A 22,315-nucleotide genomic window follows, 5' to 3' on the forward strand; every position below is an offset into this window, starting at 1 on the left:
CTCAGGTCCTTTCGTAACCCTTTACGCACCTAGTCAGCATAAATCGCAAGTTCGTCCATGATCGAGGCCAGACATTCCTGGCGGTCCTCCCAGGCGTTCACGCCGAACAGCTCCTTCATTTCTTCCATCGAAATCTCGGAACTTGCCAGAGCGCTCATCAGAAGTTCGCGCTGCTCCTGCAGGAAGTCCCGCAGGGTGGACTGGGTCCGCTCCCGGAACAGGCCGATCTGGATCGTCTTGAGGTCGTTGATGATCGGATCGGTCTCGGCCCGGATCAGCTTGTTGAAGTCCTGCGCAAAGGCCTTGTAGCCGCGCCGGCGCTGCCACCAGCCCTTCCACCAGCCGACCTGCAGGTCCAGCGCGATGGTCTGGCCCAGGTTGATCGGCGGCGGGATGTAGGACACGACCGGAGTCTCGATCTTGAAGCCCTCGACCGTGATCGAGAAGGTCTTGCCGTAAAGATCGGCGATTTGCACCGCCGTCTCGTTGTTCACCTCGGCCGCGATCGCGTGCATCTTCTTCAGCACGACCTGATAGCTGGACGAGAGCAGCATCCGCAGCCCCAGCGGGCTGTAGTGCCAGGTCGCATCCTCGCCATTGGTCTGAAGATGCTCGATCAGGCTGTTCGTCGCGCGGTCCAGAAAGCGTTCATAGCTCTGGTCGATGCGGTTGGTGAAATCCTTGCAGACGTTGTTCGTCAGATGCGTCAGCTTCTCGATCGCCGCCTGTTCGATCTTGCGCAGTTCGGCGTCCAGCTGCTGCGGCGTCATCGTCCGGTTCAGCTGGCCATCCGATTCCAGGATGCGGACCTGATCCACCACATCCAGCGACTGCGCCAGGTTCAGCGCCTGACGCGAGGCCTTCTGCAAGGCCTCGCGCACCGGGCCTTCGTACATCCGCTGGCCCAGCGCATCCAGCAGCGCCGGCACGCCCGAGGCATGCCAGACCAGCTGTTCCGCCGTCCATTCGCTCATCTTGTCGGCAAAGGCGGCGCGGGTCCAGTTGATCGCCGACTCGGTCGAGTCGTCGGTCATCTCGTCGATCTTGCCTTCCAGCACCGCATTCGCCCAATGGGCCGACCCGTAGATGATGTCGATATCCGGCGGCGCGTTGTTCTTTTCCAGCGTTTCCAGGATCGAGCGATGGATCTCGGGCACCTGGTTCGCCGGATCGGGCAGTTCATCGATCCGGTTGACGAAGATGATGATCTCGCGGCTCTGGCGGTGCGCGATCAGGCGGATCAGCGCCATGTCCATCGTGGTCAGCGCCTGGTGCGCCGACAGCACGACGATACAGGACCGGCTGTCGCGGACCGCGTTGATGGTGATCTGCTCGCGCATCATGAACGTGTCGTTCACGCCGGGCGTGTCCCGGATGCACATCTGGATCGGGAAATCCTCGCGCTCGATATACAGGTCCGCCGACTTGGTGATGTCGGTGAAGCGGCCCGCCTCGGCCCCGCCCGATTCCTCGTCGCCGACGCAGACATAGCGGCGCAACAGCGCGTCATCGACCGTGCCATAGCGATGCTCGGTGCCAAGCAGCATCTCGAATTTGCGGCCCAGCCGCGCCTGAGCCTTCTCGCGCATGGCGACGACCTGAAGACGCAGCTTCTCCAGCTCTTCGTCCGCCCCGGCGCGCGCCGCCAGCTGGCCGATCCGGCCGCCGTTCGACACCAGCTTTTCCCATTCCGCGTTGTCGAAGAACTTGAACTTCGCCCGCACGTTCAGCTCGGGCGAGGGCGTGTTGATGTGCAGCGAGGTGACGACCGAGGTCCAGGGGTTCACGTCCGTCGGCAGCAGGTTCGGCGCGCCGATCATCGCGTTCAGAAGCGAGGTCTTGCCCGCCTTGATCTGGCCGATCACGGTGACCGAGGGCTCGACCTCGCGCACCTGGCTCATGATCCGGGTGACCTTCTTGGCCGTGTCCGGGTCGGCCATGGTCACGAAATCGCGCAGCACATCCTCGAACTGCTTGATCGACTCGGCGATGCGTCCCAGCCCGGGGAAATTGCGCTTCAGGGCAACGTCCGGTGCCTGGGCGGCGATGCCGTCCAGCGTGTCCTCGTTCTCTGCAACCGCACCGAGTCCCATGTTCACCTCACACTTGCAGGGCTGAATCGCCTGGTTCGAGCACCATTCGACAGAAGTCCCCGCAATCATGTCATAAGTTTGGAAAGTGGTCCCAATTGGGCACATTCTTGACGATTCTACGCTCACAATGGCGTCAGACGGCGCGCAATGTTTCCAGTTCGCGTCTAAGTTGCAAGAGCATGGTCAGCGCGTCATCCGCAGGGGCGTGACCTTTTTCCAACTGCATCAGCATGATGTGGTCCAGCACCTCGCCAAGGTCGCTGCTGATTCGGCGCATCGCCTCGGATTTGCCCCGCGACACCACCGCCATCACCTGCTCTCCCGTCTCGCGGGCATGGTCCAGGATCAGATCGACCGGAACCTTCGCCTCGAGATCGATCTCGCTCTCCAGCGCGGCGGCTCGGGCCCGGATGACCGCAATCGCCTCGTCCGCCACACCTGCGTCCACGCCGACATCCGGGGCAGGCGCAGCGGGGGCGGCGCTTGCCGGAACGGCCCGCGGGGCGATCCGCGGACGTTCGCGCCGCGGGGCGGGCTGGCCCGTATCGGCAGGTCGCTCGCGCATCATGATCGCACGCGGCGAGAACTGGGCCGCGTCCAGCGCCGGCGCGGCTGGCGCTGCCGGTGCGGGCGCAGCGGCCCGGGCCGAGGCAGGCAGACGCTGGACCGGAACGTCACGCGGGCGCGGCGCGTCACGCGGGGGGGCGACCGGCTCGGCAGGGCGCGGGCGCGGTTCGCGGTTGAAAAGCCGCGGCCGCTCGACCGGGGCGGGCCTTGTGGCGGCCCCGACAGGCGCCTCGGGCGCCGGTTCCGGCTTGCTGAACAAGACCGGCTCCATCGCCTCTGCCGTTTCCTCGGCGCTCGGCTCCCCGGCGACATCCGGCAGGTCGACCGGCTCGGCCGCATCCTGATCCGGGGCCGGATCTTCAACCGCCTCCGCTTCGGCCATCTCTTCGGGGGTGGCGCGCAGCGAGGACAGGTCAGGCAGGGGCGCGCCACGGGTCAGACCCGAGGCGGGAGTGCGCGGCGCACCGAACAGCTTGCGCCGTGCGGCGGCGGGTGCGTCCCGGTCGGCATCTTCCGGCGCGGGGCGAGGCACCTCGGCGCCGCTGTCGGGACGCGGCGTCACAGCGCGCGGCGGCTGTTCGCGCGGCGGGGCAGGGTCTTCGGTCGCCGGTTCGGCCTCGGCTTCGGGTTGCGCCGCAATCCGGGCCACCATCCGGGCCAGATCGCCCCCATCGGGCACCGGTTGCGCGGCCGGGCGCGGCCGCCGCGTCGCTTCGGGGGGCTTTGCTTGCGGCTCCGGCTCGGAAGGGGCTTCCAGCTCGGCCTTCGATTTCCAGGTCGATCGCAAGGGGACCACCGGCGCCGCCACATCGGCATCGCCGGCCACCCGCTTGATCCGGTCGGCAAACCGCCTGCGCGGTTCGGGCTGTGCAGGGTCGGCTGCATCCTCCGGCGGAGGGGCGGCGATCACCGGCTCCGGGGCGATCGCCTCTTCAGAGTCCGGTGCTTGCTCGACGGCCTGCGCAGCCTCCGCCTCCTCCTCGACGGCCTCCTCGGCCTCCGCCCTTTCGGCCGGGTTCTCGTCGTCCCCGACGGGTTCGGACGCCTCGTCGGCATCCTGATCGACCGCTTCGATCTCGGCCTCCACGGGCGGTTCCGGCGCCTCGGTCTCGGGCGGCGGAGTCCACGGGCCGGGCGCTTCCGTTGCCTCGCCCGCTTCGGCAAAGCGCCGCGCCACCAGTTCCGAGGCCTCGACATGCCGCGCCAACAGCAGCTCGGCCGTATCCATGTCGGCCCGGCGGCCCGACTGGACGCGCTGCTTGATCGCCGAGATCACCGCCGTCGCGCCACTGTCGCGGAACAGCTCGCGGTTCACCGGGCCTCCCGGCGGCATCGCGGCGCGGGCTTCCTTGGCCGAGATCGACAGGATCTGGCGGAACTCCTCGCCCGCGCGCAGTTCGACCCGATCATGCATCGCCGAGGCCGCCTGGCGGCTGCCCAGAAGATCGACCTTGGTCAGGAACATGAAACTGTTGTCCTTGACCGACTCCGGCAGGCTTTCCCAGACCGCCTGCTCTTTCGGCAGATAGGACGTGGTGCACCAGATCACGATATCGGCGCGCTTGCTGGCCCAGCTGGCGGCCCGCTTCTGCTCTGCCTCCATCGGCCCGGCCGACACCTCAAGCAGACTGATGACCTTCAGCGCGGGCAGGTCCATCTCCAGCGTGACCAGAGCCGGAGCCAGGGGCAGAACCTCGGCCAGATCGCTGCCCGGCAGGATCGTCGTGCTGCCGTCGGTCAGCGTGCACATCATCCGGGCCGTTTCGCCGTGCTGGACGACAATCGTCGGCAGGCGCAAGGTCTCGGGGACGACGGTCGCGCCGACAAGCAGGTTCAGGATCGAGGACTTGCCGGACCCGGGCAGCCCCAGAAGGGCGACGCGGGCCGGGCGCTCCAGACGTTCGATCAGCCGTTCCGCAGCCTCTGCCGGCCCGCCCGCGGGCAGGAGCCCCCGGTCAAGTGCGCGGCCAAGCCGCTGGGCGACTGTCAGTTCCTCATCCGGATTTGCCATGTGTTACTTTATGACGGTGACTCGCCTTGGCCGCAACCGCGCTGTGGACAAATCCTCGACCAGCGGATCAGGGTTGCTTTCTTGCACCGCCCGCACAACCTGGCGCGGTGGCCGCGACGGCTTCGGCTCGGGCAGGGGCTGCGGCGGCAGCGGCGACACGGCAGGTGCGGGCTGCGGCGCGGGGGCGGGCCTGGCAATCGGCAGGGAAAGATGCTCCGGCGCGACGGTCGTCAACCGGCGCGGCCGCGCCACAGACGCCGACGGGCCGCTCGGCCGTTCCTGCCTCGGCCGGACAGAGGCGTCGTTCACCTTGATGAGGGTAAAGCTGATGTTGTCCTGATCCGGATCGTCCAGCCGGGCGAGTTCGTCCAGCAGCCTCTCGGCGATCTCGGTCGAGCGGGCCTTGCGATACCTGTTCAGCAGTTTCTCGATCTGCGCATTGGTCAGGAACTGCACTCCGTCCGATGCGCACAGGACGATATCCCCGGCTTGCAGCTCAAAGGGCCGGGTCGGGCAGTCGATCTTGGGGATCCGCGTGCCCATCAGCACCGAAATCAGACAGTTGCGGTCGGGATGGTTGGCGGCAACCGCCGGATCCATGAGGCCCGACTTGACCATGAAGTCGATCTGCGGCGCCATCGAATGGTCTTCGTTCAGCTGCGTCAGGCGCCCGTTGCGAAACAGGTACAGGGGCGAGTCGCCCACCGAAATCCACCACAGCCGGTTCTCGACCAGGGCCGGGACGACCAGCGTCGCGCCCATGCCCTCGGTCTCCGGGTGGCTGCGGGTGTGCTGGCGCAGGGTCTCGTTCGCGAATTCCGCGACATTGCGCAGGATTTCGGGCGCCCGCGCCTCAAACGACCGCACATCGGCGAAATGAAACTTCAGCTCGCTGAAGACTTCGGTCAGGACGATCTTCGACGCGACATCCCCGGCGGCATGGCCCCCCATTCCGTCGGCAAGAACCACGAAGCCGGCCTCTGCCCCCACGGGGAAATCGGCCGTGATCGCGTCTTCCTGATAGTCCCGTGCGCCCTGACTGATGCCCGAGGCTACGTCATACCGTGGCTCACGCGATCGCCATATCATCGGCGTCCCCCTCGGAGTCGACTGCCGACCAATTGAAGTCAGCTGTACACAACACTTTCAGCACCAAAGTCGTCTCTCCGATCTGGATCTCGTCGCCGTCGCCGACAACGGACGTGGACAGAAGGGGTTTGCCGTTCAACCGCACCAGGTTCGATTTGCCGCCATGGCCAAGATGGAACTGGTGCGTCATGGGATCATAGGCGATGGCGGCGTGATGCTGCCGCGAGATCGCCATGTCGCCAAAGTCCAGCGCGATGGTCTGGTCGGACCCGCGCCCGATCTGCGACACACCCCGCAGCACCGGAAACGCCGCGCCGCGGCCCGGACCGGATTTGATTACCAGCCAGCCGGTCGGATACATCACCACGCCCGACTTGTCGCCCGGCTCGATCGTGTCGTCCATCCGCCCCTCGTCGAACAGCGGCACGACCGAGGCCGGCTGCGGCTCGAACCCAAGGACACGCGTCTTGGTCCGCGACGCACGCCGACGCACGCCCGCATCGGCGGAAATCTCGCGCGCCGGGGTCGGCATCGGCGGCGGGGCGGGCGGCGCAGCCTCTTCTTCCATCTCCCAGATGTTGACCGTCGGCTTCGGGCCTTCCTTGGCGACCACGGCGCTGTTCGCGGTCTGGGTCAGCACCTCCGGGTTGCCATCCGACAGCTTCGGAAACCGTCCGGCGGCCGGACCGCTGCCCTGCGCGACCGCACCGATGACGGCCTTCGTGGCCTCGATCTGCTCGGCTTCGCTGCCGTCGAACCGGGCGGCGCGCGATGCCTTGGCCTTCCGACGAAACAGCCAGTCGAAAAATTTCATCTTCCGCACTCCACCCCGGGAGAAGCCCCGGGTCCATCCATCTTCACCCGGCAACGGTTACCAGGGTCTCAACGGGCGCGCCGTGGCCAGTTCCATGGCCTGCCGCATCGCCCAACCCTGCCGCCGTCGAACCCGGGCCCATTGCCCACATGTCACAATTTTTAAACAGAGACTTTGTCCAAAAAGTGATCTGATTCCGGTCATTTCACGGATCAGGCGCTTGTTTCGGCTCAGGATAGGCGACGCACCACGAAATCTGCAAGCTCAGACAGAATGTCCCGCAGCGGATGCTCGGGAAGGTTGTTCAGCGCGGCCTTGGCCCGTTCGGCCCAGGCCAGGGCCTCGGCGCGGCTGTCCAGAATCGCCGCATGGCGGGCCAGAATCGCCACGGCTTGCGCCAGATCCCCCTCGCGCTGGTCGCCCTTTTCGATCACCCGGGTCCAGAAGGCGCGCTCTTCCGCGTCGGCCTTCGCCACCGCCTTGATGACCGGCAGCGTCAGCTTGCGTTCGCGGAAATCGTCGCCGGTGTTCTTGCCGATCACCGCATCCGAGCCGCCATAGTCCAGGATGTCGTCGACGATCTGGAAGGCGATCCCCAGCGCATCGCCATAGTCGAACAGCGCCCGCACCTGCGCGTCGGGCGCCCCCGCGATGACCCCGCCCACTTCGGTCGCGGCGGAAAACAGCGCCGCGGTCTTGCCGCGGATCACCTGCAGATAGATCCTCTCGTCGGTCTTCAGATCCTGCGCGGCGGTCAGTTGCAGCACCTCGCCCTCGGCGATCGTCGCACTGGCATTGGCCAGGATGTCCAGCACCCGAAGGCTGCCGGTTTCCACCATCAACTGGAAACTGCGCGAAAAGAGGTAGTCACCCACCAGCACGCTGGACTTGTTGTCCCACAAGAGGTTCGCCGTCGGCCGCCCACGACGCCGCTGGCTTTCGTCCACCACATCATCATGCAACAGCGTCGCGGTATGGATGAATTCGACCGTGGCGGCCAGCTTGACGTGGTCCGCGCCCGCATAGCCCAGCATCCGGGCCGCCGCCAGCGTCAGGAGCGGCCGCAGCCGCTTGCCCCCCGCCTCGACCAGATGCGCCGTCACTTCGGGGATGCGCGGGGCGTGCTCGCTGGCCATCCGCTCGCGGATCAGCAGGTTCACCGCCGCCATATCCTCGGCCAGAAGCGCGCTCAGCCTGTCCTGCGGTGTCATCGTTCCCTGCACCGCGCCTTCGCCCGCCCCGTCCATGACCTTGCCGCCCTTGCCCCGCCCGTCCCGCGGTTGTAACCCGAAGTGATGAAGGAACTTCTGCGCACGACCGACCCGACGGTGATCGCCTTTGCCACGGTCCTTCTTGAGGGCGAGGGTATAGCGGCGTTTCCGCTGGACGTCCACATGAGCGTCCTCGACGGAAGTCTGGGCATCTTGCCGCAGCGCCTGATGGTGGCGGACCGCGATCACTTCCGCGCCCGCGCGATCCTGCGCGACAACGACATTCCGCTCGCCGCCGATGTTCGCTGACGCCGAACTGTCGGACGACAAGTTCCTCTGCGGCCGGTTGCGCCTCTTGCAGCCGCTGAAGGGCTACCGCGCCGCGACCGACCCCGTGCTTCTGGCCGCCGCCTGCCCCGCCGAGCCGGGACAAAGCGTGCTGGACCTTGGCTGCGGTGCTGGCGCGGCGGCACTGTGCCTGGGCCTGCGCGTATCGGGCCTGGCCCTCGCCGGGCTGGAACTGCAACCCGCCTATGCCGATCTCGCCCGCCGCAATGCCCTTCGCAACGGCATCGCCGTCGAGGTGCATGAGGGCGATCTGACCCGGATGCCCCCATCCCTGCGCCGAGACTTCGACCATGTCATCGCCAATCCGCCCTATTACCCCGCCCAGGGCAGCCCCTCGCCCGTCGCCGCCCGCGCCCGCGCCATGCAGGTCGACACGCCGCTCTCCGCCTGGGTCGCCGCCGCAACCCGCCGCCTGCGCCCGGGAGGCTGGCTGACGCTCATCTGCGGCGCGGACGGCTTGCCCGAGGTCCTCGGCGCCCTGGCCCCCAAGATGGGCTCGGCCGCCGTTCTGCCGCTGGCCCCGCGCGACGGTCGGCCCGCGCTGCGCGTCCTTCTCCGCGCCCGCAAGGGAGGCCGCGCCCCCTTCCGCCTGCTCGCCCCCTTCGTCATCCACCAGGGCGCGGCGCATGACGGCGACCGCGAAAGCTACACGCCCGCCGCCAATGCCGTCTTGCGGGATGGTGCCGACCTTCTGGACCAGTTCGGCTGAATTCGACGCATCATTCTGTCACATGCCCGTAACAAGGGATGACACGACTCGGGTTTCGTGCTGCACTTCCTGTCGTGGATAGCTTTGACAGGAGGACGACCATGACGATCGCATCGCATCTGGTGGAACTGCGCAGGAAGCACGAAACGCTCTCGGAAATGGTCGAAAAGGCTCAGCGCAGCCCCGCAACAGATGCCCTGAAGATCGCGGAACTCAAGAAGCAGAAGCTGCGCCTGAAAGAGGAAATCGAGCGGCTGAGCCACTAATCCCTTCCGGCGCTGGCCCTTGCGGCCAGCGTCGCACCTGCCGTAATCAGCACCGCCGCCAGGGCGATGCTCCAGTTTGGCCTGGCGAAACCAGAGACGACCAGGGCCAGCGTGGACAACAGCGGTGCCGCATAGCTCGCGACGCCCAGAAGCTGGATGTCGCCGCGCTTCATCCCGATGTCCCAGGTGAAGAAGGCCGCGCCGACCGGCCCGATCCCCAGCGCCAGCACGGCGGCCCAACCCAGGGTCCCGGACGGCCAGACCGTCTCTTCCAGCGCCAGATGGATGACCGCCGACAGGATCGCCGTCGCCAGGCAGAACACCGTCACGCTTTCGGTCGGCACCTCGCCCAACCGCCGCGACAGGACGGAATAGCCCGCCCAGGTCAGCGCGCAGAGGAAGGCCAGAACCAGCCCCAGGGTCGAACCTTCCGCATCCTCCCCACGCCCCAGCACGATCACCGCGGCCCCGGCAAAGGCGACCAGAGCGCCGATCACATGTCGGCTCCGCAACCGCTCGCCCGGCAGAAGGCCCGAGAGAAGCACGATGAACAGGGGCCAGAGATAGGCGATCAACCCGGTCTCGGCGGTGGGCGACAATCGGAACGCGGTGAAATACAGGAAGTGATAGCCGAAAAGACCCGCCGTCCCAAAGGCATAGACCTTCCAGCTGACCGTCTTGAGCACGCCGAACCCGGAGCGCGCCGTCCAGAAAAGGCCGATCACCCCGCCGATCCCGAAGCAGATCGCGTTCAGCAGCAAGGGCGGCACGGGATCGCTGCCGATGGTCAACAGCGCCAGCAGAGACCACATCAGGACGGCCGTGAAACCGATCAGCGTTGCGCGCGTGCGGCTCATGTCCCCCCCTTGCAGCGCTTGCGCAGCAGCTGCCGTGCCGCATCCAGCCTTGTCCTGTGCTCGGGGTGCAGGAACCCGCGCCGATAGGCCCGCTGATAGGACATGTGCAAGGGGTTCGAGTTCACCTCGCCGATCACCGGACCCCGCCGGGTGATCGCTATGTCCCAGCCGATCAGGGCATGGCCCGGGAACAGACGGTGCGCCGAACGGCAAAGCTCGACGATCTCGGGCCAATGCGGCAAGCGATAGCCCACCAGCGGCAGGTCGGGATTGACCAGGCTGTGCGTGAGCGCGCGTCCGCTGAACAGATCGCCCATCTGCGCCGCCGTCACCGTTCCCTCGCCGTCCAGCGCGCAGCCGACATTCGGCTTGCCGAAGATCGCCGCATCCACCCAGGTCCCCGGCGCGGGATGCCGCCAGACCGCGTACAAGACCTGCGGCCCCTCTGCCTCCCAAAGCGTCACCACCCGCACTGTCCCGATCCCCGGTCCGATCAGCGCCTCGATCTCGGGGGGCTGGCGCAACTGCTCCTGGATCAGCCAGCCGCGCGGGTAAAGCCGCGCCACCTCGCGCGCCAGGGCCGCAGTCTCCACCACCTTCGCACCGATATGCACCCGGCCCGGCCCCGCCGCCGCCAGCGGCACCGAGCCCAGCGACATCGACCCGTTGACCGGCTTGGCGAAGGCGGGCAAGTGCCCCGGCTCTCCCAGCCAGCCCGCCAGTTCTTCGGCCGAACACGATGTTGGGGTCGGGCCGAACATCCTGGCCGCAGCATAGACCGCCTTCACCTCGGGCACCGGATATCCGTTGGCCTGCAAGACCAGTCCCGCCAGATACTTGTCGGCCATCAGCTGGGTCTGGTCATCCACGCCCTTCGCGATCAGCGACAGGTTCACCCGACGGTTGGACGTCGCGCCCACAAAGGCCGACCGCGCGGCCCTGTCGCCCGTCCATGCGCCCTGCACAAAGTATTCGTCCGGGCGCAGCCGTTGCTGGCCCAGCATGCGACCGATCATGTCCATGCCGATCCGCATCGGCGACCAGCCGGTCTCGCGGGCGGCGCGGGTCAACGCCCCGGCAAGGTCAAACCGCGGGCTCGGTCGCCGGTTGATCAGAATCGTCGTGGTGTCGGCCAAATTGGATCCTGCAAGCCGGGGACGCAAGCCGCAGTGCTAGCGGTGGCCAGGCGCCCCTGGCAAGGGGTCAGACGAAAAACTGCCCGCCGTTCGCGCTGATGGTGGACCCGGTGATGAACCCCGCTTCGTCTGCGGCAAGGAACACCACGATCCGCGCGATCTCTTCCGGTTCGCCCAGGCGGCCGACCGGGATCTGCGGGATGATGCGTTCGTTCAGGACCTTCTCGTCGATGGCGCGCACCATTTCCGTGCCGATATAGCCCGGGCAGATCGCGTTGACGGTGATCCCGGCCCGCGCGCCTTCCTGCGCCAGCGCCTTCGTGAACCCCAGGTCCCCGGCCTTGGCCGCCGAATAGTTGGCCTGCCCGGCCTGGCCCTTCTGTCCGTTGATCGAGCTGATGTTGATGACGCGCCCGAACTTGCGGTCGCGCATCCCCGACCACAGGGGATGGGTCATGTTGAACAGGCCCGTGAGGTTGGTGTCGATCACCTCTTTCCACTGCTGCGGCGTCATCTTGTGGAACATCGCGTCCCGGGTGATGCCGGCGTTGTTCACCAGCACCTCGACCGGGCCCAGATCGGCCTCGACCTTGGCGATCCCCGCCGCGCAGGCGTCATAATCCGCGACCGACCACTTGTAGGTCGGGATGCCGGTCTCCCTGGTGAAGGCCGCCGCCGCCTCGTCGTTGCCGGCATAGTTCGCCGCAACCCTGTAGCCCGCCGCCTTCAACGCGACCGAGATCGCTGCGCCAATCCCCCGCGACCCGCCCGTGACCAATGCAACCCGTGCCATTTTGCCTCCTCCCGGCATACTGTTGTATTCCTTGAAATCCTGTTACCGAAACGAAAGAGGGCGCGCAAGATTATTGCGCGCCCGATCCGGCTCTTCGAGTGAAAAGGCTCAGGCGCGTTCCAGACACATGGCGACACCCATGCCGCCGCCGATGCACAGCGTGGCCAGACCCTTGTTCGCGCCGCGACGGCCCATCTCGAACAGCAGCGTGTTCAGGATGCGCGCTCCGCTCGCGCCGATCGGGTGGCCGATGGCAATCGCGCCGCCGTTCACGTTCACGATCGCCGGGTCCCAGCCCATGTCCTTGTTCACCGCGCAGGCCTGCGCCGCGAAGGCCTCGTTCGCCTCGACCAGATCCAGGTCGCCGACCTTCCAGCCCGCCTTGGCCAGAGCCTTGCGGCTGGCATGGATCGGGCCGACGCCCATGATCGACGGGTCCAGACCCGCCGTCGCATAAGACGCGATCCGCGCCAGCGGGGTCAGGCCGCGCCTGGACGCCTCTTCCGCCGTCATCAGCACCACCGCCGCCGCGCCGTCGTTCAGACCGCTGGCATTCGCCGCCGTGACCGAGCCGTCCTTCACGAAGGCGGGTTTCAGCTTCTGCATCGCCTCGATGGTCGCGCCGTGGCGAATGTATTCGTCCTGGTCCACCACGATGTCGCCCTTGCGGGTCTTCACGGTGAAGGGCACGATCTCGTCCTTGAACTTGCCCGCCTTCTGCGCCGCCTCGGCCTTCAGCTGGCTGGCCAGGGCGAATTCGTCCTGCATGTCGCGGCTGATCTGCCACTGGTTGGCGACGTTCTCTGCCGTCTGGCCCATGTGATAGCCGTTGAAGGCGTCCCAGAGCCCGTCCTTGATCATCGAGTCGATGAAGTTCAGGTCGCCCATCTTCTGCCCGGCGCGCAGATGCGCGACATGGGGGGCCAGCGACATCGATTCCTGTCCGCCCGCGACGACGATCTTCGCGTCGCCCAGCTGCACATGCTGCGCGCCCAGCGCCACCGCCCGCAGCCCCGAACCGCAGACCTGGTTCAGCGACCAGGCGCTGGACTCCTTGGGAAGACCGGCCTTGATATGCGCCTGCCGTGCCGGGTTCTGGCCCTGGCCGGCGGTCAGCACCTGGCCCAGGATGGTCTCCTCGACTTCGGCCTTGTCGATCCCGGCTCGCGCCACCACCGCCTCGATCACGGCGGCCCCCAGGTCATGCGCCGGGGTATTGGCGAAAGAGCCGTTGAAGCTGCCCACAGCGGTGCGGCCCGCCGACACGATTACGACATTGGTCATCTGGTTCCTCTCCCACAAGCGCCCGAGGGGTGCGCCACGGCACGAGGGGCTTCGCGCCGCATCCCTTCATGCCCTAAGGGCATCTTGCTGCACTTGCAAGAAGGATGGTGGTCTGCGGGCAAGGTACCGCAGACCGCTCCGCATCTGCCGGTCGCGCCCGCTCTTTGCCGTCCTGCCGGGCCAGAGGACACGCCCTGCCGCCGGGATGGGTGCCGCAGGGTCCGGCTGCCCCCCAGTCCCGTCTTGCGCCAGCATCAGCCGGCGAGATTCGGCCGCCCGTGGCGGAAGGCGCGAAAGTCCGGGGTGACAGTCGGGGCCCCGAACAGATAGCCCTGCAGGCACCCCACCCCGGCGTCGCGCAGCCAGTTCGCCTCACCCTCGGTTTCCACCGATTCGGCCACCACATACATGCCCAGCTCCTGCGCCATGGCGATTGCGGCCCGCGCCGCCGACTTCGCCGTCGGGCTGCGGTCGACATCCTTCACCAGCACGCCGTCAATCTTGGCGATCTCGAAATCCAGCTCTTCCAGCAGGCGCAGCGATGTCATGCCTGCCCCGAAATCGTCCAGCGCAAAGACGATTCCCTTCTCGCGCATCTCGGACATGAAGGGTTTCAGCACATCGGGGACCTGCAACGCCGATTCCTCGTTGATCTCGAGGATCAGGTTGGAGCCCAGGCGCGGGCTGTCCTGCAAGGCGCGGTTCAGCAGGTCCATCCACGGCCGATAGCCGACCGACCGGGCCGACATGTTGATGGAAACCCGGATCTGCGGATTGCGCTGCATCGCCATCAGCCCCAGTTGCAGCGCCGCACAGTCGATGTCCCGGCCAAGTTGCCGCTGTTCCACTGCCGCCATGAAATCGCGGGCCGGGATGACCTGGTCGCGCAGGTTCAAGAGGCGGATGAACCCCTCGAAGAAGCCGATCAGCGACGTGTCCGCCGCATAGACCACCGGCTGGAAGGCCAGGCGCATCCGCCGATCCTTCAGCGCCGAGGCAACCATCGCCAGGGTATCGCGGTCCTGCTCCGAAATCGCCACGTTCAGCGGGCTGGACGTGGCGGGGTCCCGGTCGAATTTCGAAACCCTTGGTTCCTTGATGAAACTCATGCACACCCCCGGCCGGTCAGTTCCTTGTCGACAGCCTAGTCCGGCCCGGGTAAACGGAACGTCAATATTCGCATTTTGTTCCAATTCGCCCTGCCCGAAATCCGAAGGTCTGCGTATGGAAAATACGGAAAATTCGAACCGTTGCCCCTGGTGCGGGACCGATCCGCTGTATCAGGCCTACCACGACCGCGAATGGGGTCGGCCCGAGCAGGATCCGAAACGCCTGTTCGAGCTTCTGATCCTCGAATCCTTCCAGGCCGGGTTGTCCTGGATCACCATCCTGCGCAAGCGGGACGGCTTCCGCGCCGCCTTCCGGGGCTTCGATCCCGGCGTCCTCGCCACCTGGGGACAGCCCGAGGTCGCCCGCCTGATGCAGGACCCGGGCATCGTCCGCCACCGCGGCAAGATCGAGGGCACGATCCGCGGCGCGCAGGCCTTCCTGCGGATCGAGGCGCGCGAGGGCTTCTCTCCGTTCCTGTGGTCCTTCGCCCCGCCGCCGGGGCCCAGACCTGCAACCCTTTCCCAGGTCCCGGCCCAGACGCCCGAGTCGCGGGCCATGTCCAGGGCCCTGAAGCGCGAAGGCTTCACCTTCGTCGGCCCGACCATCACCTATGCCTTCATGCAGGCCGCAGGTCTGGTCAACGACCACATCGCCGCCTGCGACTGGGGCTGATCCTGGGGCTGACCCCTTGGCCTTTCGCGCCGCAACCGCCATATAAGGCCAAACATCCTTTCGGAGGTCCGAATGCTGGGTATGGGCGAAAAACCGCAAGCCGACGCTACTCTCGTCAAGGACGGAACCGAGGCCACCTTCATGGCCGACGTGATCGAGGCCAGCCGCGAGGTGCCGATCATCGTCGATTTCTGGGCCACCTGGTGCGGCCCGTGCAAGACCCTCGGGCCCATGCTCGAATCCGCCGTGACCGCCGCCAAGGGCAAGGTGCGCATGGTCAAGGTCGACGTCGACCAGAACCAGCGCATCGCTGCACAACTGCGCATCCAGTCGATCCCCACGGTCTATGCCTTCTGGCAGGGCCAGCCGGTCGACGGCTTTCAGGGCGCCGTGCCTGCATCGGAGCTCAAGGCCTTCATCGACCGCGTCGCGGCGCTGGCCGGGGACGGCGGCCTGGCCGAGGCGATCCAGGCGGCCGAGGACATGCTGGCCGAAGGTGCTGCCGTCGATGCCGCCGAAACCTTCGCCGCGATCCTGGGCGAGGACCCGGAAAACGCCGCCGCCTATGGCGGGCTGATCCGGGCCCACCTTGCGCTGAACAACTTCGACCAGGCCGAGGGGCTGATCGCCGCGGCACCCGGCAAGCTGGCGAAGTCCAAGGAACTCGACGCCGCCCGCGCGCAGCTGGAACTGGCGAAACTGGCCGCGAAGGCCGGCCCCGTGGCCGAACTGCGCGCCGCCGTCGAGGCCGACCCGAACAACCATCAGGCCCGCTTCGATCTGGCCGCCGCGCTTCTGGCCGCCGGGAATCCGAAAGAGGCGGTGGACGAGCTTCTCGAACTGTTCCGCCGCGACCGGGAATGGAACGGCGGGGCCGCCAAGACGCAGCTTTTCACCATCTTCGAGGCGCTCAAGCCGCAGGACCCCATCGTGCTGGCCGGCCGTCGCAAGCTGTCGTCGATGATATTTGCCTAAGTCGGTTCCTGGGCTAGTTTGGGGATCATGTTCACCGCAGCCGACCTGCCGGACACGATTCCGGTCTTTCCCCTGCCGGGGGCGCTCATGCTCCCCCGGGCACGCCTGCCGCTGCACATCTTCGAGCCCCGCTATCTGGCGATGATCGAGGATTGCCTGAAGACCCCGCATCGGCTGATCGGCATGATCCAGCCGCGCGAGACGCCGGCCAGCGAAAGGCGCGCGGGGGAAAAGCGGCTCCAGGCCATCGGCTGCGCAGGCCGCCTGACCGGGTTCTCGGAAACCGAGGACGGTCGCTACATGATTACCCTCTCGGGGATCTCGCGCTTTCGCGTCCGCGAGGAGGTGCAAGGCTTCACCCCCTACCGCCGCTGTCTGGTGGACTGGGCGCCCTTCACCCGCGACCTCGGCCCCACCGAAGACGACCCCGGCTTCCGGCGCGAGGATTTCATGGGCCTGCTCGGGCGCTACTTCACCAAGCTGAACCTTTCCACCGACTGGAACAGCCTCAAGGAGGCCGAGACAGAGCTTCTCATCAACTCGCTCTCCATGCTCTGCCCCTTCTCGCCCGAGGACAAGCAGGCGCTTCTCGAAGCCCCGACTCTCGTCACCCGGCGCGAGACCATGGTCACGCTGATCGAATTCGCCCTGCGCGGCGGCGCCGACGAAGAGATCCTGCAATGACCGAGGCCGCCGACCGCCGCATGCTCGAGGCTCTGGTCTGCCCCGTCACCCACGCTGTCCTGACCTATGACGCCGACCGGCAGGAGCTTGTCTCCAAGGCCGCGCACCTCGCCTTCCCGATCCGCGACGGCATCCCGGTCATGCTGCTCAGCGAGGCGCGCGAGGTGGACTAGGCTTTCCGCCTTGGCAATCCGCTGAAAGCCCGTTACTGATCCGCCAGCGAACTTGGAGCCGGGTGCAACTCCCGGCTGGCTCTTCCGGCCGCCGATCCGCCGGACCACCGTCAAACCGACCCATGCCACAGATCAACCGTCGGTCGCCGGCGGATTGGTCCCGAACGGATTTTTCGTGATTGCACTCGACGCCTACCGCAATCAGTGGTCCGGCAACATCAAGCCCGACCTTTTGTCCGGTCTTGTCGTCGCCCTCGCCCTGATCCCCGAGGCCATCGCCTTCTCCATCATCGCGGGCGTAGACCCGAAGGTCGGCCTCTACGCCAGCTTCTCCATCGCCGTCATCACCGCCATCGCAGGCGGCAGGCCCGGGATGATCTCGGCCGCCACGGCGGCGACCGCCGTGCTGATGGTCACGCTGGTCCGCGACCACGGCCTGCAATACCTCCTGGCCACGACCATCCTTGCCGGCCTGCTGCAAATCGCCATGGGCCTTGCCCGGCTGGACTTTGTCATGCGCTACGTCTCGAAATCGGTGATGACCGGCTTTGTGAACGCGCTGGCGATCCTGATCTTCATGGCCCAACTGCCCGAGCTTGACCCCCGGCAGGTCACCTGGGCGACCTATGCCCTCGTCGCCGCCGGCCTCGCCATCATCTACCTCTTTCCCTATGTCACCAAGGCCATCCCCTCGCCCCTGGTCACGATCGTCGTCCTCACCGCCCTGACCATGACCTTCGGCTGGGACGTCCGCACGGTGGGCGACATGGGCGCGCTGCCCGACACGCTGCCGGTCTTCCTGATCCCGGACGTGCCCCTGAACCTGGAAACGCTCCAGATCATCTTCCCCTACGCCCTTGCGGTGGCGGTCGTCGGCCTTCTGGAAAGCCTGATGACGCAATCGCTGGTCGATGACCTCACCGACACGAAATCCGACCGCAACCAGGAATGCATCGGCCAGGGCCTTGCCAACACCGCCACCGGCTTCATCGGCGGCATGGCGGGCTGCGCGATGATCGGGCAAAGCATGATCAACGTGAAATCCGGCGGACGCGGGCGGCTGTCCTGCGCCTTTGCCGGTGTGATGCTCCTGATCTTCTGCGTGGGCCTTGGCGACTGGGTCAGCCAGATCCCGATGCCCGCGCTGGTGGCGATCATGGTCATGGTCTCGATCGGCACATTCTCCTGGTCCTCGATCAGGAACCTTGCCACCCATCCCCGCTCCTCCTCGGTCGTCATGCTGGCGACGGTGGCTGCCGTCGTCTACACCCACAACCTCGCCATCGGAGTCCTCCTCGGCGTTCTCCTCTCCGGCATCTTCTTCGCCGGCAAGATCGCCCAGCTCTTCCGCGTCACCAGCACGATCACCGCCGACGGCCGCACCCGCACCTACCGCGTGGAAGGCCAGCTCTTCTATGCCTCGGTCGAGGATTTCATGGCCGCTTTCGACTTCAAGGAAGCCCTTGACCGCGTGGTGATCGACGTCACCGACGCGCATATCTGGGACATCTCCTCGGTGCAGGCGCTGGACATGGCGGTCCTGAAATTCCGCCGTGACGGGGCCGAGGTCGAGATCGTCGGCATGAACGCCGCCTCCGAAACCATCGTCGACAGGCTTGCGATCCATGACAAGCCCGGCGCGATGGACAAGCTGATGGCGCATTGAGAAAGGGCCACGACATGACCGAACACCCGCAGAAGATCGTCGCCCTCGTGGATGGCTCCGTCTATTCGGCCAGCGTATGCGACCACGCCGCCTGGATTTCGCAACGCACCGGCGCGCCGGTGGAACTGATCCACGTCCTCGGCCGCCGCGAGGCCGCGGATACCCATGACCGCTCGGGCGCGATCAGGCTTGGCGCGCGGACGGAACTCCTGAACCAACTGGCCGAGCTTGACGCGCAACGCGCCAGGCTCATCAGCCACCGGGGCCGGGCCATTCTGGAAGACGCCCGCGCGATCCTCGACCGCGACGGAGTGCATGAGATCACCACCCGCCTGCGCCACGGCGACATCGTCGAGACGGTGGCCGAAGTCGAAAAGGACGCCCGCGTCATCCTGATCGGCAAGCGCGGCGAGGCGGCGGATTTCGCCAGGGGGCATCTGGGCTCCAACCTCGAACGCATCGTGCGCGCCAGCCACAAGCCGGTCTTCGTCGCCTCGCGCGCGTTCAAGCCGATCTCGAAGGTGCTGGTCGCCTACGATGGCGGCGCTTCGGCGATGAAGGCCGTCGATCACATCGCCCGCAGCCCGCTGTTTCAGGGGCTGAGCGTGCATGTGGTGACCGTGGGCCATGCCACGCCCGAAGCGGTCAAGGGTCTGGACGATGCCAGGGCGATGCTGAAGGCCGCCGGGATTGCGGCCGAGACCTCGATCCTGCCCGGCCAGCCGGAAACCGCCCTCGGCAAGCTGGTGGATGAGGCGCAGTTCGACATGCTGGTGATGGGGGCCTATGGCCACAGCCGCATCCGCAGCCTCATCATCGGGTCCACCACGACCGCGATGATCCGGTCCTGCAAGGTGCCGGTGGTGCTGATCCGCCAGGACGCAGGCGCGGCGGCGGGATCGGTTAACCAGACCCTAACGCCCACGCGCAGGTGACTGAAAACACTGACCCGCAAGATCTGCCCACGCGTGGGCAGCTCACGCCGCCAGATCGTCCGGCCCCACCTCGTACAGCCCCGCCGCCCCTTCCCGGACCTGCGCCAGAAGGGCGCCATGTTCCGGCAGCAGCCGCCGGATCATGACCCGGGCCAGTGCCTCCCGGCCCGCGTCCGCCAGCGCCGCCTTCAGATGCGCCTGCCCGCCCAGAACCCGGGCAAAGGCCCGCAGATAGGCGACCGCCCCGGCAAAGCGGTCGTTCAGCCCCATCGCCACCAGCGCCTCGGTCGCCTCCCGCAGCGCCTCGGCCGCCGCCCAGACATCGCCCGCCAGATCGGGGAGCTTCGCCCGCGCCGCCTCGGCCCCGCGCTGGACCTCGTCGATCAGCCGGAACGCGACCTCGCCCCCGTCCGCCATCTTCCGCCCCACCAGGTCCATCGCCTGGATCCCGTTGGTCCCCTCGTAGATCGGCAGGATGCGGGCATCCCGCAGGAACTGCGCCGCCCCGGTCTCCTCGATGAAGCCCATGCCGCCGTGCACCTGCACCCCCTGATGCGCCACCTCGCAGGCGATGTCGGTGCAGTGGGCCTTGGCGATGGGGGTCAGGAAGGCCGCCCGCGCTTTCCAGTCCGCCGCGCCCGTCGCCGTCGCCATGTCGATCGCCACCGCGCAGGAAAGGGCGATGGACCGCGCCGCGAAGACCTCGGCGCGCATCGCGGCCAGCATCCGGCGGACATCCGCGTGCTCGATGATCGCCCCGTCCTGCGATACCGGAGTCACCCCCTGCCGCCGCCCTTCGGCATAGGCCAGCGCGTGCTGCAAGGCCGCCTCGGCGACGCCCACCCCCTGCGCCGCCACCGACAGCCGGGCGTTGTTCATCATCGTGAACATCGCCGCCATCCCGTTGTGCGGTTCTCCGACCAGCCAGCCCGTCGCGTCCTCGAACTGCATCACGCAGGTCGGGCTGCCGTGGATGCCCAGCTTGTGCTCCAGACTGACCACCCGCAGACTGTTGCGGGCCCCCGGATTGCCCGCCGCGTCGGGCAGGAACTTCGGCACCATGAACAGACTGATCCCCTTGGTCCCCGGCACCCCGTCCGGCAGCCGCGCCAGCACCAGGTGGCAGACGTTCGACACCAGATCGCTGTCGCCCCAGGTGATGAAGATCTTCTGCCCGCTGACCGCATAGGTCCCGTCCCCCTTCGGCACCGCCTTCGACCGGAGCGACCCCACGTCGGTCCCCGCGTGCGGCTCGGTCAGGTTCATCGTCCCCGACCATTCGCCCGAAGTCAGCTTCGGCAGATACAGCGCCTTCAGCGCGTCCGAGCCGTGATGCTCCAGCGCCTCGATCTGGCCCTTCGACAAGAGCGGCTTCAGCTGCAACGCCAGACAGGCGCCCGACATCATCTCGTCCACCGACAGCGCCAGCGCGATCGGCAGGCCCATCCCGCCATGCTCCGGGCTTGCCGCCATCCCGACCCAGCCGCCCTCGGCAATCGCGCGGTAACCCTCGGCATAGCCGGGAGAGGACACCACCGCCCCGTTCTCCAGCCGCGCCGGGTTCAGATCGCCCGCCCGGTTCAGCGGGGCGAGCACATCCGTCGAAATCCGCCCCGCCTCGGCCAGGATAGCCTCGGTCAGGTCCGGCGTGGCGCTGGAAAACCTCGGCGTGGCCGCAACCTCCGCAAAGCCCACGACGTGATCCAGGATGAACCGGATATCCTTGACCGGAGCGCGATAGGGCATGGACCTCTCCCGTGGCAAGCCTTGGCAAAACAGGGGACCTGCCGTAAGGGAGGCCCCGAGCAAGGCTAGTCCTTTCGCCCAAGCCTTCAAGCCGGACGCTGCGTCAGACGCCCATGACCCTTTTGCTTTCCCCCGATGACGCAGGCATCGCGCAGGCCGCAGGGCTTCTGCGCCGGGGGGAACTGGTCGCCTTCCCGACCGAGACCGTCTATGGCCTTGGCGGCGACGCGCGGTCGGACCGGGCCGTGGCGGGGATCTTCGCCGCAAAGGGCCGTCCCAGCTTCAACCCGCTGATCGTCCACCTGCCCGACCTCGCCGCGGCCGAGGCGATTGCCGACATCGGCCCCAGGGCGCGCGACCTTGCTGCGGCCTTCTGGCCCGGACCGCTGACCCTGGTCCTGCCCCTGCGCGTCGATGCCGGGATCTCGCCGCTGGTCACCGCTGGCCTGCCCACCGTCGCGATCCGCGTTCCGGCCCATCCCCTTGCGCAACGTCTGTTGCGCGCCTTCGGCGGCCCGGTCGCCGCGCCCTCGGCCAACCCGTCGGGCCGCGTCTCGCCCACCCGGGCCGAGCATGTGCTGGACGGCCTCTCGGGCCGCATCGCCGCCGTTCTGGATGGGGGCCCCTGCGCCGTGGGACTGGAATCCACGATCCTGCTGGCTGATCCCGATCCCGTCCTCCTGCGCCCCGGTGGCCTGCCGGTCGAGGCGCTGGAGGCCGCCCTCGGGACCTCGCTTGCCATCGGCACCCCCTCCTCAAGACCCACCGCGCCCGGTCAGCTTGCCTCGCACTATGCACCGCAGGCGGGCGTGCGCCTGAACGCGACCAGCGCGCAGGCGGGCGAGGTTCTTGTCGGCTTCGGCCCGGTCAAGGGTGCGCTTACCCTGTCGGACAGCGGCGACCTGGTCGAGGCCGCCGCCCGCCTGTTCCAGACCCTGCGCGAGGCAGACCGGCTGGCCGGACCCGGCGGACACATCGCCTTTGCCCCGGTGCCCGAAAAGGGCCTTGGTCGCGCGATCAATGATCGGCTGCGCCGGGCCGCGGCACCCCGGTCGGGTTAGACCGAAACCTTTCCGTCGCCATGAAAATGCCGGTGCAAGAAACGGCGAATTTTCCCCGTCAATTTTCGTTTTACCTGTGCGATAGTTCGCCCGGGCCAGAGAGCCCGGACAATCA

General features: G+C 67.2%; 21 protein-coding genes and 1 other annotated feature. Of the genes, 10 read left to right on the forward strand and 11 right to left on the reverse strand.

Translation table 11 applies throughout. From position 1 onward, the window contains the following. Positions 1-29: 29 nt before the first annotated feature. The 5 genes from D5084_RS06280 to D5084_RS06300 all read right to left on the reverse strand — a co-directional run bounded on the left by D5084_RS06280 (position 30) and on the right by D5084_RS06300 (position 7,785). On the reverse strand, positions 30-2,093 hold the full coding sequence (locus D5084_RS06280; protein WP_238382566.1) for a dynamin family protein: 2,064 nt from the start codon (positions 2,091-2,093) through the stop codon (positions 30-32). A 133-nt stretch (positions 2,094-2,226) separates the two neighbouring features. Continuing rightward, positions 2,227-4,671, reverse strand: coding sequence for a GTPase domain-containing protein (locus D5084_RS06285; protein ID WP_128514660.1), 2,445 nt, complete (start codon positions 4,669-4,671; stop codon positions 2,227-2,229). Between the two features lie 3 nt (positions 4,672-4,674). After that, entirely contained in the window at positions 4,675-5,760 is a 1,086-nt protein-coding gene (locus tag D5084_RS06290) for a PP2C family protein-serine/threonine phosphatase (protein WP_238382543.1), read from the reverse strand. Then, positions 5,741-6,574 (reverse strand): FHA domain-containing protein, encoded by an 834-nt coding sequence (locus D5084_RS06295; RefSeq protein WP_128514661.1) that lies wholly within the window; start codon positions 6,572-6,574, stop codon positions 5,741-5,743. Before D5084_RS06295 ends, D5084_RS06290 begins: the two co-directional genes overlap by 20 nt. A 230-nt stretch (positions 6,575-6,804) precedes the next feature. Then, on the reverse strand, positions 6,805-7,785 hold the full coding sequence (locus tag D5084_RS06300; RefSeq protein WP_128514919.1) for a polyprenyl synthetase family protein: 981 nt from the start codon (positions 7,783-7,785) through the stop codon (positions 6,805-6,807). Between the two features lie 84 nt (positions 7,786-7,869). Between D5084_RS06300 and D5084_RS06305 the strand changes: the two genes are divergently transcribed. From D5084_RS06305 to D5084_RS06315, 3 genes are all read left to right on the forward strand, one after another. Continuing rightward, positions 7,870-8,094, forward strand: coding sequence for a putative signal transducing protein (locus tag D5084_RS06305; protein WP_128514662.1), 225 nt, complete (start codon positions 7,870-7,872; stop codon positions 8,092-8,094). After that, the gene (locus D5084_RS06310) at positions 8,084-8,842 is read left to right on the forward strand and encodes a tRNA1(Val) (adenine(37)-N6)-methyltransferase (RefSeq protein WP_128514663.1); all 759 of its coding nucleotides are present in this window, start codon (positions 8,084-8,086) and stop codon (positions 8,840-8,842) included. Before D5084_RS06305 ends, D5084_RS06310 begins: the two co-directional genes overlap by 11 nt. 101 nt (positions 8,843-8,943) lie before the next feature. Continuing rightward, positions 8,944-9,108 (forward strand): YdcH family protein, encoded by a 165-nt coding sequence (locus tag D5084_RS06315; protein ID WP_128514664.1) that lies wholly within the window; start codon positions 8,944-8,946, stop codon positions 9,106-9,108. On the opposite strand, the gene yddG is transcribed toward D5084_RS06315, so the two are convergent. From yddG to D5084_RS06340, 5 genes are all read right to left on the reverse strand, one after another. Next, a complete protein-coding gene (gene yddG, locus D5084_RS06320; RefSeq protein WP_128514665.1) occupies positions 9,105-9,965 on the reverse strand; it encodes an aromatic amino acid exporter YddG in 861 nt (286 codons plus the stop codon). The genes D5084_RS06315 and yddG overlap by 4 nt on opposite strands. Continuing rightward, a complete protein-coding gene (locus tag D5084_RS06325) occupies positions 9,962-11,101 on the reverse strand; it encodes a sugar-transfer associated ATP-grasp domain-containing protein (RefSeq protein WP_128514666.1) in 1,140 nt (379 codons plus the stop codon). Before D5084_RS06325 ends, yddG begins: the two co-directional genes overlap by 4 nt. A 67-nt stretch (positions 11,102-11,168) precedes the next feature. Next, positions 11,169-11,894, reverse strand: a complete 726-nt coding sequence (locus D5084_RS06330; RefSeq protein ID WP_128514667.1) for a beta-ketoacyl-ACP reductase — start codon at positions 11,892-11,894, stop codon at positions 11,169-11,171. Positions 11,895-12,002: 108 nt separating this feature from the next. Next, on the reverse strand, positions 12,003-13,178 hold the full coding sequence (locus D5084_RS06335) for an acetyl-CoA C-acetyltransferase (RefSeq protein ID WP_128514668.1): 1,176 nt from the start codon (positions 13,176-13,178) through the stop codon (positions 12,003-12,005). A gap of 254 nt (positions 13,179-13,432) precedes the next feature. Continuing rightward, positions 13,433-14,287 carry an EAL domain-containing protein gene (locus tag D5084_RS06340; RefSeq protein WP_128514669.1) on the reverse strand — a complete coding sequence of 285 codons (855 nt, stop codon included), beginning with the start codon at positions 14,285-14,287 and terminating at the stop codon, positions 13,433-13,435. 115 nt (positions 14,288-14,402) lie between these two features. Here D5084_RS06340 and D5084_RS06345 point away from each other — a divergent pair, with 115 nt between their 5' ends. From D5084_RS06345 to D5084_RS06370, 6 genes are all read left to right on the forward strand, one after another. Further along, entirely contained in the window at positions 14,403-14,960 is a 558-nt protein-coding gene (locus D5084_RS06345) for a DNA-3-methyladenine glycosylase I (RefSeq protein WP_128514670.1), read from the forward strand. 72 nt (positions 14,961-15,032) lie between these two features. Beyond that, positions 15,033-15,935, forward strand: coding sequence for a thioredoxin (gene trxA, locus D5084_RS06350; RefSeq protein WP_128514671.1), 903 nt, complete (start codon positions 15,033-15,035; stop codon positions 15,933-15,935). 27 nt (positions 15,936-15,962) lie between these two features. Then, positions 15,963-16,619, forward strand: coding sequence for an LON peptidase substrate-binding domain-containing protein (locus D5084_RS06355; protein ID WP_128514672.1), 657 nt, complete (start codon positions 15,963-15,965; stop codon positions 16,617-16,619). Continuing rightward, on the forward strand, positions 16,616-16,792 hold the full coding sequence (locus D5084_RS06360) for a Trm112 family protein (protein WP_128514673.1): 177 nt from the start codon (positions 16,616-16,618) through the stop codon (positions 16,790-16,792). Before D5084_RS06355 ends, D5084_RS06360 begins: the two co-directional genes overlap by 4 nt. Before the next feature lie 51 nt (positions 16,793-16,843). Further along, positions 16,844-16,901, forward strand: a sequence feature (sul1 is cis-regulatory element that is thought to sense ions involved in sulfur or methionine metabolism; They are found in Alphaproteobacteria). A 66-nt stretch (positions 16,902-16,967) separates the two neighbouring features. Continuing rightward, positions 16,968-18,458, forward strand: coding sequence for a SulP family inorganic anion transporter (locus D5084_RS06365; protein WP_128514674.1), 1,491 nt, complete (start codon positions 16,968-16,970; stop codon positions 18,456-18,458). Positions 18,459-18,472: 14 nt separating this feature from the next. Next, positions 18,473-19,393, forward strand: coding sequence for a universal stress protein (locus D5084_RS06370; protein WP_128514675.1), 921 nt, complete (start codon positions 18,473-18,475; stop codon positions 19,391-19,393). Positions 19,394-19,435: 42 nt separating this feature from the next. On the opposite strand, the gene D5084_RS06375 is transcribed toward D5084_RS06370, so the two are convergent. Then, positions 19,436-21,139, reverse strand: a complete 1,704-nt coding sequence (locus D5084_RS06375; protein WP_128514676.1) for an acyl-CoA dehydrogenase — start codon at positions 21,137-21,139, stop codon at positions 19,436-19,438. A 113-nt stretch (positions 21,140-21,252) separates the two neighbouring features. Between D5084_RS06375 and D5084_RS06380 the strand changes: the two genes are divergently transcribed. Continuing rightward, positions 21,253-22,200, forward strand: a complete 948-nt coding sequence (locus tag D5084_RS06380; RefSeq protein ID WP_128514677.1) for an L-threonylcarbamoyladenylate synthase — start codon at positions 21,253-21,255, stop codon at positions 22,198-22,200. The last annotated feature ends 115 nt before the right edge of the window (positions 22,201-22,315 follow it).

It is taken from the genome of Tabrizicola thermarum (assembly GCF_003574395.1).
Taxonomy (GTDB): Bacteria; Pseudomonadota; Alphaproteobacteria; order Rhodobacterales; family Rhodobacteraceae; genus Tabrizicola; species Tabrizicola thermarum.

What these genes read in the sequence shown, in the direction of transcription:
- D5084_RS06355 (WP_128514672.1), top strand. Translation starts at nt 15,963, where the DNA reads ATGTTCACCGCAGCCGACCTGCCGGACACGATTCCGGTCTTTCCCCTG.
- D5084_RS06345 (WP_128514670.1), top strand. Translation starts at nt 14,403, where the DNA reads ATGGAAAATACGGAAAATTCGAACCGTTGCCCCTGGTGCGGGACCGAT.
- D5084_RS06360 (WP_128514673.1), top strand. Translation starts at nt 16,616, where the DNA reads ATGACCGAGGCCGCCGACCGCCGCATGCTCGAGGCTCTGGTCTGCCCC.
- D5084_RS06295 (WP_128514661.1), bottom strand. Translation starts at nt 6,574, where the DNA reads ATGAAATTTTTCGACTGGCTGTTTCGTCGGAAGGCCAAGGCATCGCGC.
- D5084_RS06315 (WP_128514664.1), top strand. Translation starts at nt 8,944, where the DNA reads ATGACGATCGCATCGCATCTGGTGGAACTGCGCAGGAAGCACGAAACG.
- D5084_RS06305 (WP_128514662.1), top strand. Translation starts at nt 7,870, where the DNA reads ATGAAGGAACTTCTGCGCACGACCGACCCGACGGTGATCGCCTTTGCC.
- D5084_RS06335 (WP_128514668.1), bottom strand. Translation starts at nt 13,178, where the DNA reads ATGACCAATGTCGTAATCGTGTCGGCGGGCCGCACCGCTGTGGGCAGC.
- D5084_RS06380 (WP_128514677.1), top strand. Translation starts at nt 21,253, where the DNA reads ATGACCCTTTTGCTTTCCCCCGATGACGCAGGCATCGCGCAGGCCGCA.
- D5084_RS06340 (WP_128514669.1), bottom strand. Translation starts at nt 14,287, where the DNA reads ATGAGTTTCATCAAGGAACCAAGGGTTTCGAAATTCGACCGGGACCCC.
- D5084_RS06300 (WP_128514919.1), bottom strand. Translation starts at nt 7,785, where the DNA reads ATGACACCGCAGGACAGGCTGAGCGCGCTTCTGGCCGAGGATATGGCG.
- D5084_RS06330 (WP_128514667.1), bottom strand. Translation starts at nt 11,894, where the DNA reads ATGGCACGGGTTGCATTGGTCACGGGCGGGTCGCGGGGGATTGGCGCA.
- D5084_RS06280 (WP_238382566.1), bottom strand. Translation starts at nt 2,093, where the DNA reads ATGGGACTCGGTGCGGTTGCAGAGAACGAGGACACGCTGGACGGCATC.
- yddG (WP_128514665.1), bottom strand. Translation starts at nt 9,965, where the DNA reads ATGAGCCGCACGCGCGCAACGCTGATCGGTTTCACGGCCGTCCTGATG.
- D5084_RS06285 (WP_128514660.1), bottom strand. Translation starts at nt 4,671, where the DNA reads ATGGCAAATCCGGATGAGGAACTGACAGTCGCCCAGCGGCTTGGCCGC.
- D5084_RS06370 (WP_128514675.1), top strand. Translation starts at nt 18,473, where the DNA reads ATGACCGAACACCCGCAGAAGATCGTCGCCCTCGTGGATGGCTCCGTC.
- trxA (WP_128514671.1), top strand. Translation starts at nt 15,033, where the DNA reads ATGCTGGGTATGGGCGAAAAACCGCAAGCCGACGCTACTCTCGTCAAG.
- D5084_RS06310 (WP_128514663.1), top strand. Translation starts at nt 8,084, where the DNA reads ATGTTCGCTGACGCCGAACTGTCGGACGACAAGTTCCTCTGCGGCCGG.
- D5084_RS06375 (WP_128514676.1), bottom strand. Translation starts at nt 21,139, where the DNA reads ATGCCCTATCGCGCTCCGGTCAAGGATATCCGGTTCATCCTGGATCAC.
- D5084_RS06290 (WP_238382543.1), bottom strand. Translation starts at nt 5,760, where the DNA reads ATGATATGGCGATCGCGTGAGCCACGGTATGACGTAGCCTCGGGCATC.